Source organism: Lyngbya confervoides BDU141951 (assembly GCF_000817775.3).
In the GTDB taxonomy this organism is placed as follows: domain Bacteria; phylum Cyanobacteriota; class Cyanobacteriia; order Thermosynechococcales; family Thermosynechococcaceae; genus Lyngbya; species Lyngbya confervoides.
Map to the genome: position 1 here is coordinate 11,356 of NZ_JTHE03000058.1, position 16,202 is coordinate 27,557.

General features: G+C 54.3%; 17 protein-coding genes and 1 tRNA gene. 11 read left to right on the forward strand and 7 right to left on the reverse strand.

Annotation, left to right across the window (positions count from 1 at the left end; genetic code table 11):
• Window positions 1-565 precede the first annotated feature (565 nt).
• The 3 genes from sir (at window position 566) to QQ91_RS10155 (ending at window position 4,105) form a co-directional block, all read left to right on the forward strand.
• Entirely contained in the window at window positions 566-2,539 is a 1,974-nt protein-coding gene (sir, locus tag QQ91_RS10145) for a sulfite reductase, ferredoxin dependent (protein WP_166282064.1), read from the forward strand.
• A gap of 276 nt (window positions 2,540-2,815) precedes the next feature.
• Window positions 2,816-3,313: an HNH endonuclease gene (locus QQ91_RS10150; protein ID WP_166282066.1), complete on the forward strand. Its 498-nt coding sequence runs from the start codon at window positions 2,816-2,818 to the stop codon at window positions 3,311-3,313.
• Between the two features lie 180 nt (window positions 3,314-3,493).
• Window positions 3,494-4,105 (forward strand): DedA family protein, encoded by a 612-nt coding sequence (locus tag QQ91_RS10155; protein WP_250833324.1) that lies wholly within the window; start codon window positions 3,494-3,496, stop codon window positions 4,103-4,105.
• Here the strand turns inward: QQ91_RS10155 and QQ91_RS10160 are convergent.
• Together QQ91_RS10160 and QQ91_RS10165 are read right to left on the reverse strand one after the other, a co-directional pair.
• Window positions 4,102-5,037: an RluA family pseudouridine synthase gene (locus tag QQ91_RS10160; RefSeq protein WP_166282070.1), complete on the reverse strand. Its 936-nt coding sequence runs from the start codon at window positions 5,035-5,037 to the stop codon at window positions 4,102-4,104. The two genes, QQ91_RS10155 and QQ91_RS10160, sit on opposite strands and share 4 nt — an antisense overlap.
• A complete protein-coding gene (locus QQ91_RS10165) occupies window positions 5,034-5,888 on the reverse strand; it encodes an alpha/beta hydrolase (protein WP_166282072.1) in 855 nt (284 codons plus the stop codon). The genes QQ91_RS10160 and QQ91_RS10165 overlap by 4 nt, the downstream gene beginning before the upstream one ends.
• Before the next feature lie 50 nt (window positions 5,889-5,938).
• Here QQ91_RS10165 and QQ91_RS10170 point away from each other — a divergent pair, with 50 nt between their 5' ends.
• A complete protein-coding gene (locus QQ91_RS10170; protein ID WP_250833325.1) occupies window positions 5,939-6,661 on the forward strand; it encodes a DUF2062 domain-containing protein in 723 nt (240 codons plus the stop codon).
• A 53-nt stretch (window positions 6,662-6,714) separates the two neighbouring features.
• Here the strand turns inward: QQ91_RS10170 and QQ91_RS10175 are convergent, their stop codons facing one another.
• The 3 genes from QQ91_RS10175 to QQ91_RS10185 all read right to left on the reverse strand — a co-directional run bounded on the left by QQ91_RS10175 (window position 6,715) and on the right by QQ91_RS10185 (window position 9,632).
• A complete protein-coding gene (locus QQ91_RS10175) occupies window positions 6,715-7,170 on the reverse strand; it encodes a hypothetical protein (RefSeq protein WP_236096155.1) in 456 nt (151 codons plus the stop codon).
• 224 nt (window positions 7,171-7,394) lie between these two features.
• The gene (locus QQ91_RS10180; protein WP_201277417.1) at window positions 7,395-7,814 is read right to left on the reverse strand and encodes a DUF4332 domain-containing protein; all 420 of its coding nucleotides are present in this window, start codon (window positions 7,812-7,814) and stop codon (window positions 7,395-7,397) included.
• Window positions 7,815-7,823: 9 nt separating this feature from the next.
• Window positions 7,824-9,632, reverse strand: a complete 1,809-nt coding sequence (locus QQ91_RS10185; RefSeq protein WP_250833326.1) for a transglycosylase domain-containing protein — start codon at window positions 9,630-9,632, stop codon at window positions 7,824-7,826.
• Between the two features lie 602 nt (window positions 9,633-10,234).
• Between QQ91_RS10185 and tyrS the strand changes: the two genes are divergently transcribed.
• The 7 genes from tyrS to QQ91_RS10220 all read left to right on the forward strand — a co-directional run bounded on the left by tyrS (window position 10,235) and on the right by QQ91_RS10220 (window position 14,946).
• A complete protein-coding gene (gene tyrS, locus QQ91_RS10190) occupies window positions 10,235-11,446 on the forward strand; it encodes a tyrosine--tRNA ligase (protein WP_166282078.1) in 1,212 nt (403 codons plus the stop codon).
• A gap of 268 nt (window positions 11,447-11,714) precedes the next feature.
• Complete coding sequence (locus QQ91_RS10195; RefSeq protein ID WP_166282081.1) at window positions 11,715-12,098, forward strand: response regulator; 384 nt, start codon at window positions 11,715-11,717, stop codon at window positions 12,096-12,098.
• 27 nt (window positions 12,099-12,125) lie between these two features.
• Window positions 12,126-12,599 carry a CYTH domain-containing protein gene (locus QQ91_RS10200; RefSeq protein ID WP_166282083.1) on the forward strand — a complete coding sequence of 158 codons (474 nt, stop codon included), beginning with the start codon at window positions 12,126-12,128 and terminating at the stop codon, window positions 12,597-12,599.
• Window positions 12,596-13,081: a 2-C-methyl-D-erythritol 2,4-cyclodiphosphate synthase gene (gene ispF / locus QQ91_RS10205; RefSeq protein WP_166282085.1), complete on the forward strand. Its 486-nt coding sequence runs from the start codon at window positions 12,596-12,598 to the stop codon at window positions 13,079-13,081. Before QQ91_RS10200 ends, ispF begins: the two co-directional genes overlap by 4 nt.
• Window positions 13,082-13,083: 2 nt before the next feature.
• Entirely contained in the window at window positions 13,084-14,013 is a 930-nt protein-coding gene (locus QQ91_RS10210) for an ROK family protein (RefSeq protein WP_201277418.1), read from the forward strand.
• A gap of 69 nt (window positions 14,014-14,082) precedes the next feature.
• Window positions 14,083-14,154 (forward strand) — tRNA-Gln (locus tag QQ91_RS10215).
• A gap of 15 nt (window positions 14,155-14,169) precedes the next feature.
• Window positions 14,170-14,946: an HAD family hydrolase gene (locus tag QQ91_RS10220; protein WP_166282087.1), complete on the forward strand. Its 777-nt coding sequence runs from the start codon at window positions 14,170-14,172 to the stop codon at window positions 14,944-14,946.
• Here the strand turns inward: QQ91_RS10220 and QQ91_RS10225 are convergent.
• Together QQ91_RS10225 and QQ91_RS10230 are read right to left on the reverse strand one after the other, a co-directional pair.
• Complete coding sequence (locus QQ91_RS10225; RefSeq protein WP_166282089.1) at window positions 14,935-15,654, reverse strand: DUF8692 domain-containing protein; 720 nt, start codon at window positions 15,652-15,654, stop codon at window positions 14,935-14,937. The genes QQ91_RS10220 and QQ91_RS10225 overlap by 12 nt on opposite strands.
• A gap of 235 nt (window positions 15,655-15,889) precedes the next feature.
• Window positions 15,890-16,198: a hypothetical protein gene (locus tag QQ91_RS10230; RefSeq protein WP_166282091.1), complete on the reverse strand. Its 309-nt coding sequence runs from the start codon at window positions 16,196-16,198 to the stop codon at window positions 15,890-15,892.
• Between the last annotated feature and the right edge of the window lie 4 nt (window positions 16,199-16,202).

Sequence of the window (16,202 nt, forward strand, 5' to 3'; positions counted from 1 at the left end):
CGATGTCCAGCTGGAGCTGAATCCGGGCTGTGACCCGGCTGCCCTCTCCGCAGCGCTCTGGGCCAGTTCCAGGATTTATGCAGTTTTGCAAACTGGATCTTGAAGGATGGTTAAATCTATGCCACCCCGCGGGAAATCTGGGTAGTCTAAAGATAGTGCGTCTTCCGATTCAAAGCGTCATTTGCAGCGATCATGTTTAACCATAACAAACAGCATTTTCCCCTGTGGAAATACTTAAATCAACCTTTATTTGATTCACAAAATCCTCTTGTCTTGAGCCCTAAAAGATTTTTGAATCAATATCGACTTGAGCACTTAAATAAATGCTGGAAGATTGATCTAGAAAACGAGAAAAAGTCTCAGCGTGACTGACAGTTTCGTCGTTATTTTTTAACAGATTCTCCATGCTAGAACAGTGCCCCATGGGTTAGCGGCCTTTGGGTCAGTGCGTCCCTTGAGGGATCCAATAGCACCGGAAGGTGCTAAGATTTTGAGTAAATATCCACTATTCCGATCGGGATGGGGGTGTTTCTTGTCCTCCCAGCATTCAAAATCTTAGCGCTACATGGTTAGTTCCCTTCCCACCAAGAGTTCCTCGCCGACCCGTTCTAAGCTTGAAGGTCTTAAGCAGCGCAGTCACTATTTGAGATCTCCCCTGCAAGAAGAGTTACGGTTAGAGACCCATCATTTCAGCGGGGATGCGGTTCAAATCCTGAAGTTCCACGGATCCTATCAGCAGGACAACCGGGACAATCGCGTCAAGGGTCAAGAAAAAGACTACTCCATGATGTTGCGGACCCGCTGCCCAGGGGGATTTATTCCGCCGGAGCTTTACTTAACCTTAGATCATCTTGCTGACACCTATGGTAACGGGACCTTAAGAGCCACCACTCGCCAGGCTTTTCAGCTCCACGGCATCCTCAAGTCTAATCTCAAAGCGACCCTGGCCGCTATTATTCGGAATATGGGATCTACTCTTGGGGCCTGTGGGGATCTCAATCGAAATGTGATGACCCCGCCAGCCCCCCTACGCCATCGCCCTGCCTATGAGATTGCGAAAGACTACGCCAATCGCATTGCGGACCTGCTCACGCCCCAAACCGGGGCTTATTACGAAATCTGGCTCGATGGTGAAAAGGCGATTTCTGCGGAGGAGCATCCAGAGATTAAGGCTGCTCGCCTGAAGAACACCCATGGCACCAACATTGAGCAGTCCGAGGAACCCATTTACGGAGAGCATTACATGCCCCGTAAATTTAAGATTGCAGTCACGGTGCCTGGGGATAATTCCATTGATCTCTATACCCAAGATCTGGGTTTGATTGTCATTACCACCCCCGATGACAAGCTCAAGGGCTTTAATATTACCGTTGGGGGGGGCATGGGGCGTACCCACAATAAAGAAGACACCTTTGCGCGAGTGGCGGACCATTTAGGCTACGTTGACCGCGACGATATCTACGACGTTGTTAAGGCCATTGTGGCCACTCAGCGGGACTACGGCGATCGCACCCAGCGACGGTATGCGCGCATGAAGTACCTCGTCCACGACTGGGGAATTGCCAAGTTCAAGCAAAAGGTGGAGGAATACTTTGGCAAGCCTATTCAGCCTTTCAAACCCCTTCCCCAGTTTGAATATCTGGACTATCTTGGCTGGCATGAACAGGGCGACGGCAAGCTCTTTCTCGGTATTTCCGTCGAAAATGGCCGGGTCAAGGATGAGGGGAACTTCCAGCTCAAATCCGCCCTGAAAACCATCGTCGAGCAGTATCGCCTGCCGCTGTACCTCACCGGCAGCCAGGACATTATCCTAAGCGACATTCAGCCTCAGGACCGTCTGAGCCTGCAAGCACTCCTGAATCGACATGGCGTGAAGTCCATTGACGATGTCGACCCCCTGAACCGATTTGCCATGGCCTGTCCGGCCCTGCCCACCTGTGGCCTAGCCATCACTGAATCTGAGCGAGTCCTTCCAAGCGTACTCGATCGTATTAAGGCCTTGCTCCAAAAAGTGGGGTTGGAAAATGAGCATTTCGTCACGCGCATGACCGGTTGTCCCAACGGCTGCGCACGTCCCTACATGGCGGAGCTGGGGTTTGTGGGGCAAACGCCCGGCTGCTACCAACTGTGGTTAGGCGGCAGTCCCAATCAAACGCGTTTGGCCTTTCCCTTTATGGAAAAGGCAGAAGCGGCCCAACTGGAAACGGTGCTTGAACCCCTGTTTGTCTATTTTAAGCAAGCTCGGATCAAAGGAAAGAGGCCCGAAAGCTTTGGTGATTTCTGTTACCGCATTGGCAAAGACGGTCTGCTCGAATTTTCTGCCCATTATGACCCGAGCATGCTTAATGCCCTCAACCAGTTGAGCCGCACCAAGCGCAGTGACAAGGGGCGGGTGCGCTACCGGGTGAACCTGCGGGAGGATGTTTTCCGGCAGCTGAAGGAGAGTGCCCACACCCAGGGACGAACCCTGGCAGATATTGCCTCCGACGCAATTGACGCCTACCTGAAGGCCAAGGCTGATGGCGAATTTGAGGGATAATTGTCGTCTGTCTGCCCAGGAATGATTTGGGGACTGATCCTCCGGCCCTTTCTAATTGGTTGGCATTGCAATTGGGGGGGCCGAGGTCAGGTTCACTAGCCGATTGCAAAAAGGGTTTGGGGGGAGGCTTGTTCGCAGCAAGAGCACAGGACTGTGGTGCCGCCCCTCGCGTTCTCGCTTTTGGTGTCTGACTTGGTGTATGACGAAGCGTTGACTCTAAAAACGGACCTTTCAAAGCTGTGTTAGCATCTGAGAAATTCCCGAACGATAGCTGCAATGGGGAAAGTCCTGGTTCTCAATGCCTCCTACGAGCCGCTCAATATCACGAGCTGGAAGCGAGCCGTGGTGTTACTACTAAAGGAGAAAGCGGAGCAAGTCGAGCACAATGGGAAAATGCTCTCGCCTAATTTTCCCCTGCCCACGGTCATTCGTCTGCGGCAATATATCCGAGTGCCCTACACGGAAATTCCGTTAACACGCCGCCACGTTCTCCAGCGGGACGAGCATACCTGTCAATACTGCGGCTACCATGGCGATGATCTGACCCTGGATCATGTTCTGCCGCGCTCCCGTGGGGGAAAAGATACCTGGGAAAATATTGTGGCGGCTTGCGTGCGCTGCAATGTCAAAAAGGGAAATCGGACGCCTAAGGAAGCCCAGCTGCTTTTGCGAACCAATCCTCGCCGTCCCTATAGCAGCCTCTATTTTGAGTTGAGCAAGTATTTACGCAACGGATCTCACCAGGAATGGCGCAAGTATACCATCGGTCTCTAGGGCAATGACCCAGGAACCAGCGCCTTTGCCAGGGCAAATCGTGCCCCCCCGTTTTTTAAGATCTGCTTAAGTTCAGTATAAAAATTGACATTCAGTGAGATTTCGCGTCAACATTTAAGAAGTGTAAAAATTACCCTGCCGAATTGAATGGGATTTCACGTTGATTGGGTGTCTTTAGAAATGCTGGAGACACTTGCCAAGCAGTACGGTTACGGTGCGGTTTTCTTAGGGATTTTATTGGAAAACTTAGGGTTGCCCCTTCCGGGGGAGGCCATCGTCCTGGTGGGTGGGTTTATGGCCGGTCGGGGCGATTTAAACCTGGAGGGTGTCATCCTGAGCGCAAGTTCTGGAGCGATTATCGGCAATACCATCGGCTATGGCCTCGGCATCTATGGGGGATGGCCGCTGCTGCTGAAAATTGTCCGGTTTTTTAAGGTAGAGGAAACGCGTCTGGAAGAGCTTAAGGATCGCTTTCGCAATAATGCCAGCCAGGCCGTCTTTTTTGGGCGTTTTGTCACCCTGCTGCGAATTTTTGCCGGTCCAATGGCGGGAATTGTGGAGATGCCCTTCGGAAAGTTTATGTTTTATAACGTTGTTGGCGCAGCCCTCTGGTCAGCCACGATGGTGAGTTTGGCCTTTTTTGCTGGCGAAATTGTGCCCCTTGAGCAACTGCTGCGATGGGTCGGGCAGTTTGGGGTGTTAATTTTAGGCGGGGTGGGCGCCTGGTTTGCTGCACCGCCCCTGCTGCGATCGCTGGCAAAGCTTCGCAAAAAAGCCACCAGCGAAACCTAGGATTGTTCCAGGATGGGGGGTGGCGCACAGGTTAAATGCAGGTCTTTGCGGGAGCCAGGGTGGCAAAATCCCAGCTGATAGGCATGGAGCCAGTAGCCTAGGTCGCTGGGTTTCGCACCCGTTTCTCCAGGGCCGCAGGGCAGGCGAGTTGTTGGGGGATTTAGAATCTTGGGCAGGCCTCCTTTCCCGTAGATCGGGTCACCCAGGAGCGGAAATCCCAGACTTGCCAGATGAATCCGAATTTGGTGCGGCCGCCCCGTCAGAATGTTCACCTCTAGCAGGGTGGATCTGGAACGACGCTCTATGACTGTGCCCTGGGTTTGAGCAGGCTTTCCAGTGGCCGTGGCTGCATAGAGAAATCCGAGTTGGGGATAGGGCAGCCGTCCAATGGGCTGATTGATCTGAAAGGTTTCAGGAATGGGTCCAGGTCCGACTAGGGCGCGATAGGTTTTCTGAATGTGCCGATCGCGCATCTGGCGACAGAGTTCGGATCGGGCGGCGGCAGTCCGAGCCAGAAGCACGATTCCAGAGGTGCCTCGACCCAGCCGATGTACAGGATAGGGCAGGGGAGGAGGATATCGCAGGCGGATCTGACCGAGCAATGTATGCTCTAAAAACTCGCCCCCCGGCAGCACCGGTAAACCGCTGGGCTTGTTCACGACCCAGAGCAGGTCATCTTCGTACAGGGTGCTAAAGGTGAGGGGCACTTGCGGTTCTGGCCAGGGCGATCGCCAATAGGCCAGGGTCTGCCCGGTTTGCAGCCGAGACTCAGCCGTGGTGGGCTGATCATTGAGGGTAATGTGTCCCCTGGCAATGCGATCCGCCCAGTCCTGGCGAGAGGAATGGCGGTATCGTTGGGTATAAAACTCCAGCACCGATAGCCCTGCCTCAGCTGGCTTGACTAAGTTGACATAGGTCCATCCCTGATTCATGTAACGGTTTTTGGAGTTAGCAAGTGGGAGCGAATCCAGTCTAGAATGTCGGCCAAAACCTGGGCGCGATTAATATCTAAATGCAGTTCATGGAAGGCATGGGGGTAGCGAATCATTAGGCGATCGCTGACCGTTAGCTGGTCATAAAACTGTTGAGAACTGCGGGGGCTGGTGATGCGATCGCCTCCCCCATGCAACAGTAGGAGAGGGGTTTGCAGGCGAGGTGCCTGCTGGTGAATGCGCTCAACCGCCTTTAAATATTCCGTAGACAGGCGGGCGGTCCCCAGCGTGTGGTGTAGGGGGTCCGTTTCATACTGCTGGACCACGGCGGGATCTCGGGAGCAAGATCGTGGCTCAAGACCCACATTTAAACTAAAGCGCGGGAGAACAGCCGAAAGGATGCGACCCAGCCAAAGCTTCGCCGCTGGAATTCCAGTTTGACCGATCGCCGGCGCGGTTAAAATCAGTCCGCGCACCGGCAGCCTTCCCTGGAGAACCGCATCTAGCGCAATGACACCCCCGAGGCTATGTCCCCAAAGAAAGCAAGGAGAGTTGGGATATTGGGCGGAAACTTCACCCAGCAATAAGGCTAAATCTGACACATATTCTTCCCAGCACCGAATATAGGCTCTTTGCCCCTTAGAAAGGCCATGTCCTCGGAAGTCATGGCAAAAAACAGCTAGGTTTTCCCTAACCCAGGCCTCCCCCACGCTTCGAAACTGACCACTGTGTCCCCCCAGACCGTGGGCAATCGCCACCACTGCATCTGGAGATCGGGCGGGTCGCCAAGCTTGATAAAAAATTTGCGCCGATTGCGGCCCCTGCAGATAGCCGGTGATATGTTGGCCCATTGCCCCTCCTCCCAAGCCATCGGTGCGTTGGCCTCACTGGAGTCAGGCCAATGACACTCTTTATAATGGAAAAGCACTTTTCTCCAATTTTAGCGACGTCTTCCAGTTTGGCCTACCCGGTGCGGTTCACCCTGCCGTGGACCTGGGGCCACAGGGCTGATGTCAAGGGCGGTTGGCCTCGGCCTTCACACCGCCTCCTCTGCGATTCACTCTATCTAGGCGCTCTGGTCCCTATGCCTCGCTCCGTTCTTCAACGCTGCTTTCGATCCTCCTCAGCGCTCAGAACACCGGCCTCAACGCAAGCACTGCTGCACCGGGGGCGAAGACGGTTCCGCTACTGGTATTTACGCTTTCTTCGTCTGCGGGGAGGGGCAGACGCAGTGGCTCGGGGACTGGCCGCCGGAGCCTTTGCCGGGATGTTTCCCATCTTTGGGTTTCAAATGATTGTCGGGGTTTGCCTGGCGATCGCCATTAAGGGGAATCGGGTGGCTGCTATGGCGGCCACCTGGATTAGTAATCCCCTCACCTACGTTCCCCTCTTTGCCCTGAACTACCATGTGGGCCAGCAGATCCTGGGCATTGAGCATCAGCCCTTACCCCAACAAGATATTACCCAATGGATGAGCATCGGGTCCGATGTTGCCAGCGCGCTTTTGATGGGCTCCCTGGTGATGGGGAGCTTAATAAGCCTACTGGCCTATGGCTTGGGATATCACCTGAGCCATCGGTTTCGGCGACGACAGCGACAGCGCAAAAAACGCTTCCATCCCTGAGGTTAGCCGCCCGCTAGGCCCACATCGGGGCTTGGCAGAAGTTCGTCAATTCCCTAGTCTAAAAATCCCATGAGGTTATACTCTTCCAACAGCGGGGCCGTCGCAATGGGGCGATTATTGGGAAGCGAGTCAGAGGGCTTGAGGGGCAAATGCAAGCTCACCACCGGGCGATCGCCGTGCATGGCCACAATGTCCAGCTGGCTGCGCAGCACAGGGCGATGGTGGGGGAGGTGATCTAAACTGGCAACCTGCGCCGATCCGGCAAGAATCGGTCGACCATTGGGAAGGCTTTCTGAGGGAACCAGGGCCGAATTACTCGGATAAATCGGCCGATTGGCGGGCAGGGGTTCTGGGGCGTAAGACACCATCCGTCCTTGCTCGTATAACACCACTTCTCCGGTGTTACTTTTACGGTCTTTCTTCGCATCCGTCTCCCTGGCCGGAGCCTTGGACTCAGTCTGAGCATGGACCTCAGACGACTCAGATGCAGCACTCTTACGTACAGCCATAATGCAATCCTTGCGTTAACGTATGCCCATTGATGCGCAGATCAAGGGTATAAGCAGTCTATCGGTTCACAACAAACTGTTTCAAGACGCTGCGATTTCGTTACATTCCCGCAGCACTCTGATTCCCGCAGTCCCAAGGCGTTACGTCTGTGATGATAATTTCCCAAGAACCTCATAGGCAGACCTTATGGGTCCTAGACGCGCGCCTGTCCAAGGCCAAGGTGTCAGATCGGCTGCAATTGCTTCGCCTGCTGAATCCACTGCATCACATGGACCAGGGTCGGGCAGTGGTCCTTTTGCTGTAGCAGGGCAACCTGAAACCGCAGCACATGGCGATGTAGCTGGCCAGGATGAGCTTGGGCCAACTGTTGGACGGAATAAACTCCACAGTGTAGGACGAGGCCGCAGTAGCGAGTCCCAATGGCCGGCACCCTTGCCAGATCGGCCATGGCCACTGGCTTCATAATTTCCTGATCTCGTAGCTGTAGCGACCTCGCCAGTTGCTGCTGGGCTGACCGAGAGGATGCTTCATGCAAAAGATCAAGGGTGGTCACCAGACCCCGATCACAGAGAAGGTGCAGCACGTCCGCTGATATTCCCGGCAGATCTGCCAGTGGATAGCTCTGGCTCATTTGGCGAGGCATAGGCCGGAATTACTGGGGTCGCGGTTGGGAAAACTTGGAGGGAGAGGTGAAATACTCCACCGGTTCATCTCGAAGCGCCTGCTGCATAAAGTCTCGCCAGACGGGCGCCACAAGACCACCCCCTGTAGCTCCACCTCCCATCCGGGTATAGTCATCGTTTCCGGCCCATACGGCTGCGGCCAGTTGAGGCACGTAGCCCACAAACCACACGTCCCGTTCAGAGGACGTCGTTCCCGTTTTCCCCGCCGCTTGACGTCCAAAATCGGCCGCTTTTCCCGTGCCCCCCTCTACAACGCTGGTTAAGGTCACATTCAGGGAGGCTGCCGCCCAAGGATCTAGAACAAGCCGCGGCTTGGGCTTATTATCTAGCAAGATATGACCGCTGCTATCGGTAACCTGCACAATCGAGGTGGTTTCCGACTGCCAGCCATTGTTGGCAAAGGTGGCATAGGCAGAGGTGATTTCTAGGGGGGTTAAGTCTACAGACCCCAGGGGCAGAGAAATGACCGGTGCAATGGGGCTTTCAATCCCCAGAACCCGGCAGACGTCAATGACCTTCTCCAGCCCGATTTTTTGACCAATTACAATCGGCGGAATATTCCGAGACTGAGACAGGGCGGTTCGAATGGTCATCGAACCACCAAAGGTGCGATCGTAGTTTTGGGGCACATAGCGTTCTGCACTCCCATCATCAAAGCTGACGGGATTATCGTTCACCACCGTACTAGGGTCGTAGCGCCCCGAGGCAAAGGCCGTGTAATAGACAAACGGCTTAAAAGACGATCCGGGCTGACGCATCGCTTGGGTGGCCCGGTTGAACTCACTCTTGTCGCGATCCACCCCGCCCACAATCGCCTTGATGTAGTGGGTTCTGGGGTCCACCGCCACCAGCGCCATTTGGTCGGCGTAGTAGCGAAGGGAATGACTGTGCCAATACTGAATCGTTTCCTCTGCAGCCTCCTGCATCCGATAGTCAACGGTAGACTGCACCCGCATCCCGCCGCGGTTTAGAGAATCGCGGCCAAATCGCTTTTCTAGTTCCTTGACCACCGTGTTAGTCACGTAGGGCGATCGACTGCGCTGAAAAGAGGTGATGTTTCCCAGTGTTAGAGGCTCCTGCTTAGCCGCTTCGGCTTCGGCTGCGCTCGCCCAGCCCAGGCGCACCATTCGATCGAGGACTAAGCCCTGACGGGTTTTAGCCTCTGGGAAATCCAGAAATGGACTGTAGGCTTCCGGGGCCTGGATAATGCCGGCCATCATCGCGGCCTCTGCAAGATTTAAATCTGCCGCCGACTTTTTAAAGTAGCTTTTGGCTGCGGTTTGTACCCCGTAGGTGTTGTGTCCCCAGTACACCTGGTTGAGGTACATCTCTAAAATTTCATCTTTAGAAAACATTTTCTCCATGCGCATGGCCAGGACCGCTTCCGAAACCTTGCGAGAGAGAACCTGTTTTGGAGAAAGAAACAGATTTTTGGCGAGCTGCATAGTCAGGGTGGAAGCGCCCTGAGCGGTCTCCCCTTGGCTGAAGTTAATGATGGCAGCGCGCGCGATGCCAATCGGGTTCACCCCGTTGTGCTGGTAAAAGTTGCTATCCTCCATGGCCAGGACGGCCAACTTCATCTCTGGCGAGACTTGATCGAGGGTGACAACTTCACGATTTTCTTCCCCATGAAAGCTAGCCAGAACTTTGCCATTGACGTCGTAGATGTAGGTGGTTTCGCTGGGAATATACCCCTTCAGGCTGCGAACATTCGGCAAATCTCGAAAGCTAATGGCCAACCCCACCAGGGCTCCGGCCACCGCTGTGCTCCCCAACATTGAGGTGATCAATATGGTTGAGCCTGTGGCCTTTAAAACCCCGGAGAAAAAGCCCATCGGCTTGCGATAACTTTTTTCAGACTGATGGCGAAGCGTTCTTGAGGACACTGTGCAAATTTTCCCTATGCCTACCGATCAACAGAGTTCATTCAACGCACGGGTAAGGGTCTAAGACATTTGCTTTGGATCTAGACGGATCCTTGACGTTCTTTGAGCCTTTCTTATAGGTAAGCCTATCCTAGAATTAACCGCCGCTGTTTTCCTCGATCATTTAATCACTGAGCCGTTTAGATTTAGCATAGCTTAGATGATCTGAGGATCCACGTCTAGGTCGCCGGGGACTGGGCCCTTGCGAAGAAGGTTCTCCAACGCTAGGACCAGAGGAAAAAACCTATATCTTGCCGATCTCTGCCCAACCTGCAGGTTGGGCCAGGATTTGTCGGCCTAGATGAGGGCGGCTAGGTTAGGTCTGGATTGGCTCCAGGGGTCTAGTACAGTAGATAGGGCTGAAGAAGATCTGCGGCCCAGCGCGGGGATTGCAATCTTGTTTGCAGGTCTCCATTCTATTTTGTTCCATCGTTTACCGTCGCCGAAACGCCACCATGAACACTCTGCCGGACCTCCTTGATCGAGGTGTCACCGAGATTTTTCCCCACAATGCGGAGAGCGACCGTCCTGAGGAAAATCTCGCGATCGCCCTGGCGACTACCCAGCGTCCCTTGCGGGTCAAGTTTGGGATTGACCCCACTGGGTCTGAGGTCCACCTGGGACATAGCATCCCGATCCGCAAGCTCCGAGCCTTTCAAGACCAAGGGCACACCGCTGTGCTGATCATAGGGGACTTCACTGCCAGAATTGGCGATCCCACCGGCAAGGCCGAGGTGCGGCGCCAGCTCACAGAGGCCGAAGTTCGAACCAACGTGCAAACCTACCTTGACCAAATTCGTCCCATTCTCGACTTTGATACCCCAGGTCGCTTAGAAATTCGCTATAACTCCCAATGGCTTAGCCAGCTTAATCTCTCGGAGATTCTGGATCTTCTCGCCACCATGACGGTGGGGCAGATGTTAGCCAAGGAGGGATTTGCAGATCGCTATGGACGGGGAACTCCCATTTTTTTACATGAGTTTCTCTATCCCTTGATGCAGGGCTACGATTCGGTGGCGGTGCAAGCAGACATCGAGCTAGGCGGCACCGATCAAAAATTTAACTTTGCCGTGGGTCGAGATCTACAACGTCACTTTGGTCAGTCCCCACAGTTTGGACTGTTGATGCCGATTTTACCGGGAACCGATGGTGTGCAGAAAATGTCCAAGTCTTTAAATAATTACGTTGGACTGACGGAAGATCCCGTTTCGATGTACTCCAAGCTGGAAAAAATCCCCGATGCAATTCTCCCCCAGTATTTTGAGCTGTTAACCCACCAAGACCTCGATGCCCTCCCGATCAATCCGCGCGAGTGTCAAAAGTTATTAGCCCGCGATATCGTCTCCCAATATTGGGGAGCGCAAACTGCCCAACAGACCCAGGCCTCGGTGGAGGCGATGGTGACCCAGGGACAGACCCGTCACAGCGATCTCATTCCTGAATTTTCCTTAGATAGCATTGAGTTTCCAGCCAAACTCTTTTACCTGTTAAGCGCCAGTGGACTGTGTAGCAGCAGTAGCGAGGCCCGCCGTCAGATTCAGGGGGGAGCGGTGCGACTCAATGGAGAGAAAATACTAGATGCCAACTGGGTCGCCCCTGACAAAAGCGGTCTTACGGGTAAAGTCCTGCAGGTTGGCAAAAAAAAGTTTCTTCGTCTTGCCCCTTGAAGTCCCGCGATGGCCATTGCCCTGGTTCACTTCCCAAAGTGTTGGCTACAATAGGCCCAGGGACAGCCCAGTGCCGTTCCCAAGCACCCGCAAGCTAGCGCAGTTCCACGGAACATATTTTTGAGAATCATGCGTCAAAGCCATTCATATTTGGGAGAGGATTGGGGCAGAATAATTAATGTCAGGGTAGATTTGAAGTCTGAACTCTGTCGGTGCTTCGCGTAAAGTGTTTAAAACAGCAGGATAGCCTCAGTTAAGGTAAATTGACATGACAACGGTGTTGGTGGTTGACGATAGTCCTACAATTCGAGCCATGATTGTTGAACTGCTTAAGTCCCATGGCATGAAAACGCTGGAGGCGGAAGATGGCGCGATCGCCAAGCAGTTGCTGAGCGATAGCAATATCGTCCCAGACCTTGTCATTACGGATATTGTCATGCCCAACATGAATGGGTATGAATTTTGTCGCTGGGTGAAAAACAATCCCACCACTACCCAGGTGCCCGTGATTATGTGCACCACAAAGGGAGAAGACTTTGATAAGCACTGGGGCAAGCGCCAGGGCAGCGATGCTTACATTACCAAACCCTTTGAAGGAAAGGAAATGTTGGCCACGGTCAGCTCTCTGCTGAAGGCTCAGACGGCCCCCTAGGGACGCCTAGGTCGCAGTCCACTTCACATGGGTATTGAAATCGAGCGAAAGTTTTTAGTAGCGGGCGATGCGTGGAAGCACCAAGCCTCAGGAGTTCGCTACCGCCAGGGCTATCTCACCCGTTCTCCAGCCGTTACGGTTCGGATTCGTCTGGTTGGAGAGGTGGGATATCTCACAGTGAAGGGGCCCGTGGTCAATCTCACCCGCCCGGAATATGAGTATGAAATTCCTGGAGAGGATGCGCGGCAGATGCTCCGTCACTGGTGTCGCGACCAAATTATTGAAAAAAACCGTTACCGGATTCCCTTTGCGGGCTTAATTTGGGAAGTTGATGAGTTTTTAGGCCCGAATCAAGGGCTCATTCTAGCCGAAGTGGAGCTATCGGATCCGGCCCAGCCTGTTGATCTTCCCAGTTGGGTTGACCAGGAAGTCTCCGGGGACAATCGATACTACAATTCCTATTTGGTACAGCATCCCTACACAACCTGGAATCGACCATGAGCGCAATCCGGATCGGTAACGGCTATGACCTTCACCAGCTTGTTGCAGGTCGCCCTCTGATTTTAGGGGGGGTTCAGATTGACCATTGCCTGGGACTTTTGGGACACAGCGATGCCGATGTTTTAACCCATGCAATTATGGATGCGCTGCTCGGGGCTCTGAGCCTGGGCGATATTGGTCATTATTTTCCCCCCAGTGACCCCAAGTGGGCTGGGGCTAACAGCTTAGACCTGCTTGCCCAGGTCAACGATCTCCTTCACGCCCAGGGGTGGCAGGTGGGGAACATTGATTCGGTCGTGGTTGCGGAGCGCCCCAAGCTCAAACCCCACATTGCTGCCATGCGCGATCGCCTAGCGGAGGTTCTCCAACTCAATCCGACCCAGATTGGCATTAAGGCAACCACCAACGAACAGCTAGGCCCCGTGGGAGAAGAGCGCGCCATTGTTTCCTACGCTGTGGCGCTTTTAGAGCAGATTGAATAATTTTGAATCATACAGTTCATCGCGTGAACGAGGCTCAAGTTTTAGGACTGGATATTGGGGGCACCGCCATCAAGCTGGGCCGCTTTGATTGCCATGGCCACTGCTTGGCCCACGGGACCCTCGCCACTCCGCATCCGGCCTATCCCCAGGCGGTGGTGACCGCGATCGCAGCGGCGATTCCCCAGGTTGACCCGCATCATCAGGCCATTGGATTGGGGGTGGGGATGCCCGGCCCAGCCGATGCCGCAGCACGAGTGGCTCGCATTGCCATTAATCTGGAAGGCTGGGTGGAGGTGCCCTTGGCCGATCTACTGGAGCAGGCCGTTCATTATCCAACCACCCTGGCCAATGACGCCAACTGTGCGGGGCTAGGTGAGGCCTGGCTAGGGGCAGGAATTCCCTTCTCGGATTTTTTGCTCTTGACCCTGGGGACCGGCGTTGGCGGAGCCATTATTTTCGATAAAACGCTCTATGTGGGTAAGCGAGGGGCCGCAGGCGACCTAGGCCTGACAATCTTTAATCCCGAAGGCCCCCCCTGCAATAGCGGCAATCGCGGGTCCCTAGAGCAGTATTTCTCGGCCACTGCGATTGTGCGCCAGACCGGATTTTCGCCGGCGGTGCTGGCCCAACGGGCTGATGCCGGAGACCCAGCGGCTCTGCAATTCTGGGCAGACTACGGCCGCAACCTGGGCATTGGTTTAGCCAGCCTCACCTATGCCTTCTCTCCCGAAGCCATCATTTTAGGCGGTGGCGTTTCTGCGAGTTTTGAGCGATTTTATCCCACTCTGCGCCAAGAATTCGAACAGCGTGTTCTCTGGAGCAGCCGCGAGAATCTGCAGATTTTACAGGCTGCCCTGGGCAATCGAGCCGGTATGATTGGAGCTGCTAAACTCGCCCTCGATCGATTTGCACAACATCCAGGACAAATTTGAGGTGCTCCCCTTGACAGATCCTGGATTTAAGCTGCTAAGATAGCAAAGCTTGAGTGCAATTCGGCGCGTTGGGGCGTCGCCAAGCGGTAAGGCAGCGGATTTTGGTTCCGCCATTCGGAGGTTCGAATCCTCCCGCCCCAGTTTTAGGTAAAATCCATGACGTCACTTCCCCAGTCCTTAGCCTTCGACTTCGATGGAGTTCTGTGTAACGGCTTGCGGGAGTATTTTGCCACTGCCTGGTCCGTTTATCAGCAGTTCTGGGGGGGGGACCCTGCTCTAGAGGATTTAGAGCAGCGGTTTTATCGCCTTCGGCCCGTGGTGGAGGTAGGCTGGGAGATGCCCCTGGTTCTTCGAGCGGTACAGCGAGGGATGTCCGATGCCGAAATTTTTGCCCAATGGCCTGCTGTGCGAGACCGGCTGGTGGCTCAAGAGCATCTTCATCCCGCTGAGTTAGGTCAGGCTGTGGATCGAACCCGCGATCGCTGGATTCAGTCGGATCTGGAGGGCTGGCTGGATCACCATGAATTTTATCCCGGCATCGTCCCGCGTCTGCGGCAGTGTCTAGCGGAGGCAATGCCGGTGGTGATTATCACCACCAAAGAAAGTCGCTTCGTCCAGCAGCTCTTGATCCGTGAAGGCATCAACCTGGACGGGGGCATCTTTGGCAAGGATTGTCAGCGACCCAAGCCGGACACCCTGAAGCAACTTCAGTTGCCCCAGCCCATCTGGTTCATCGAAGATCGTCTGGCTGCGCTGCGGGCGGTTCAAGATACACCAGAACTGCACCATGTGGCCTTATTCCTTGCCACATGGGGGTACAACCGTCCCCAGGATCACGCCTTGGCCAACCAGGCCCCTATTCACCCGCTTAGCCTGTCTCAGTTTTCCCAGCCCTTCTTGAACTGGCTCTCCCCGGCGAAATCAGTTCCTTAGGGGCTGCCTGGCGCGGTAATGTGGATTTCGCAGACGAATCATTAAGACACCCACAGCGTAGAGCACCACGCTTGCGCCAATCATTTCCAAAAGTTCTTCGAGGGCTACCTGCAGGATGTAAAGCCATGACTGTTCGGCCTGGCGGAAGAACAAATAGCTCAGAATTTCCATTCCCACGGCCCCCAGCAGGAAAATCCCAAGGCCTGCCGCCAGCAGCAGCACAATTTTGGGATGCTCTCGCCAAAGGGCCAGGATGCGACGGTGGGTGATCACCAGAATGACCAGGGCTAGTGAGAGATACACCCAGATCCAGACTCCTCCATGGGCACCGCTCAGGCGGGGAATCCAGTCAAAATGACGGAGGTACTTGCCAATGCGCTCGTGAATGGCGGCAGCTTCATCCAGAGCCAAAAACACAAAGCCCAATCCCGCAAACTTCAAAAAACCAGCATATGAAACGCGGTAACTTTGGGACCAGAGGCCGGAAAACCAAAAGGCCACCCCAATCCCCAGGAGTTGCAAGGCGGAAAAAAGGGCGGGAATGGTCTTTTCGCGGTCCAAATCAAAAAGCTGCTGGATAGGTCCTGTCATGCCTGTCAGGGTGGTCAGCAAATACACCCCCGCCAGAAGGCATTCCCAGAGAATTAGCAAACGCAACAAATGATCCGCATCTCTGACCCTGACGCGGAATGGGGAAAAAAGCACCATGGATGCCCAACTCACAACAAGAGCCGTTAGGCTGAAGAACAGCCCGCTCTAACAAAGACCTGGGTTCAACAAAAAGGTAAACGCAGGGGTCCAGGTTAGTTAAGACTAGGTTAACAAACTTCAGCAGCTACCCCTAGCGTTCCCCAGCCGGGGGGTGAATCAGACGCCGGTCGCCAAGGGCCGTCCCCTGCGATCGTGAGGTCAGGGCGAGATAGAGATTCAACCGGGAGCGGACCTAACCAGGCTGAACCAGTTCTGGACCCTGCTGCTTGGCATTGGTGGCAGAAGACACCGGCTGCGCGGTGGCATCGAGGGGCATCATCTCAATATTGTTGAGAAGGGTCGTCACAAAGGCAAACAGCAGAAAAGGCAGGGATAAAACCAGGATTAATCCGCCGGTGAGAAAGGCATAGACTGGATTTTGATACATGGCGATCGCCGCGGCCAGACTCACAAAAATCACAATTAGCCACACCATCACCTGACCATAGATATCACCAAAGGTCAGGGTGCAGGAAAAGCGATATTTTTGCGGCGAAATCATGGAT

What these genes read in the sequence shown, in the direction of transcription:
- QQ91_RS10170 (WP_250833325.1), top strand. Translation starts at nt 5,939, where the DNA reads ATGACACTCTTTATAATGGAAAAGCACTTTTCTCCAATTTTAGCGACG.
- QQ91_RS10220 (WP_166282087.1), top strand. Translation starts at nt 14,170, where the DNA reads ATGACGTCACTTCCCCAGTCCTTAGCCTTCGACTTCGATGGAGTTCTG.
- QQ91_RS10230 (WP_166282091.1), bottom strand. Translation starts at nt 16,198, where the DNA reads ATGATTTCGCCGCAAAAATATCGCTTTTCCTGCACCCTGACCTTTGGT.
- QQ91_RS10200 (WP_166282083.1), top strand. Translation starts at nt 12,126, where the DNA reads ATGGGTATTGAAATCGAGCGAAAGTTTTTAGTAGCGGGCGATGCGTGG.
- QQ91_RS10175 (WP_236096155.1), bottom strand. Translation starts at nt 7,170, where the DNA reads ATGGCTGTACGTAAGAGTGCTGCATCTGAGTCGTCTGAGGTCCATGCT.
- QQ91_RS10165 (WP_166282072.1), bottom strand. Translation starts at nt 5,888, where the DNA reads ATGGGCCAACATATCACCGGCTATCTGCAGGGGCCGCAATCGGCGCAA.
- tyrS (WP_166282078.1), top strand. Translation starts at nt 10,235, where the DNA reads ATGAACACTCTGCCGGACCTCCTTGATCGAGGTGTCACCGAGATTTTT.
- QQ91_RS10155 (WP_250833324.1), top strand. Translation starts at nt 3,494, where the DNA reads ATGCTGGAGACACTTGCCAAGCAGTACGGTTACGGTGCGGTTTTCTTA.
- QQ91_RS10180 (WP_201277417.1), bottom strand. Translation starts at nt 7,814, where the DNA reads ATGCCTCGCCAAATGAGCCAGAGCTATCCACTGGCAGATCTGCCGGGA.
- QQ91_RS10160 (WP_166282070.1), bottom strand. Translation starts at nt 5,037, where the DNA reads ATGAATCAGGGATGGACCTATGTCAACTTAGTCAAGCCAGCTGAGGCA.
- ispF (WP_166282085.1), top strand. Translation starts at nt 12,596, where the DNA reads ATGAGCGCAATCCGGATCGGTAACGGCTATGACCTTCACCAGCTTGTT.
- sir (WP_166282064.1), top strand. Translation starts at nt 566, where the DNA reads ATGGTTAGTTCCCTTCCCACCAAGAGTTCCTCGCCGACCCGTTCTAAG.
- QQ91_RS10185 (WP_250833326.1), bottom strand. Translation starts at nt 9,632, where the DNA reads ATGTTGGGGAGCACAGCGGTGGCCGGAGCCCTGGTGGGGTTGGCCATT.
- QQ91_RS10195 (WP_166282081.1), top strand. Translation starts at nt 11,715, where the DNA reads ATGACAACGGTGTTGGTGGTTGACGATAGTCCTACAATTCGAGCCATG.
- QQ91_RS10225 (WP_166282089.1), bottom strand. Translation starts at nt 15,654, where the DNA reads ATGGTGCTTTTTTCCCCATTCCGCGTCAGGGTCAGAGATGCGGATCAT.
- QQ91_RS10150 (WP_166282066.1), top strand. Translation starts at nt 2,816, where the DNA reads ATGGGGAAAGTCCTGGTTCTCAATGCCTCCTACGAGCCGCTCAATATC.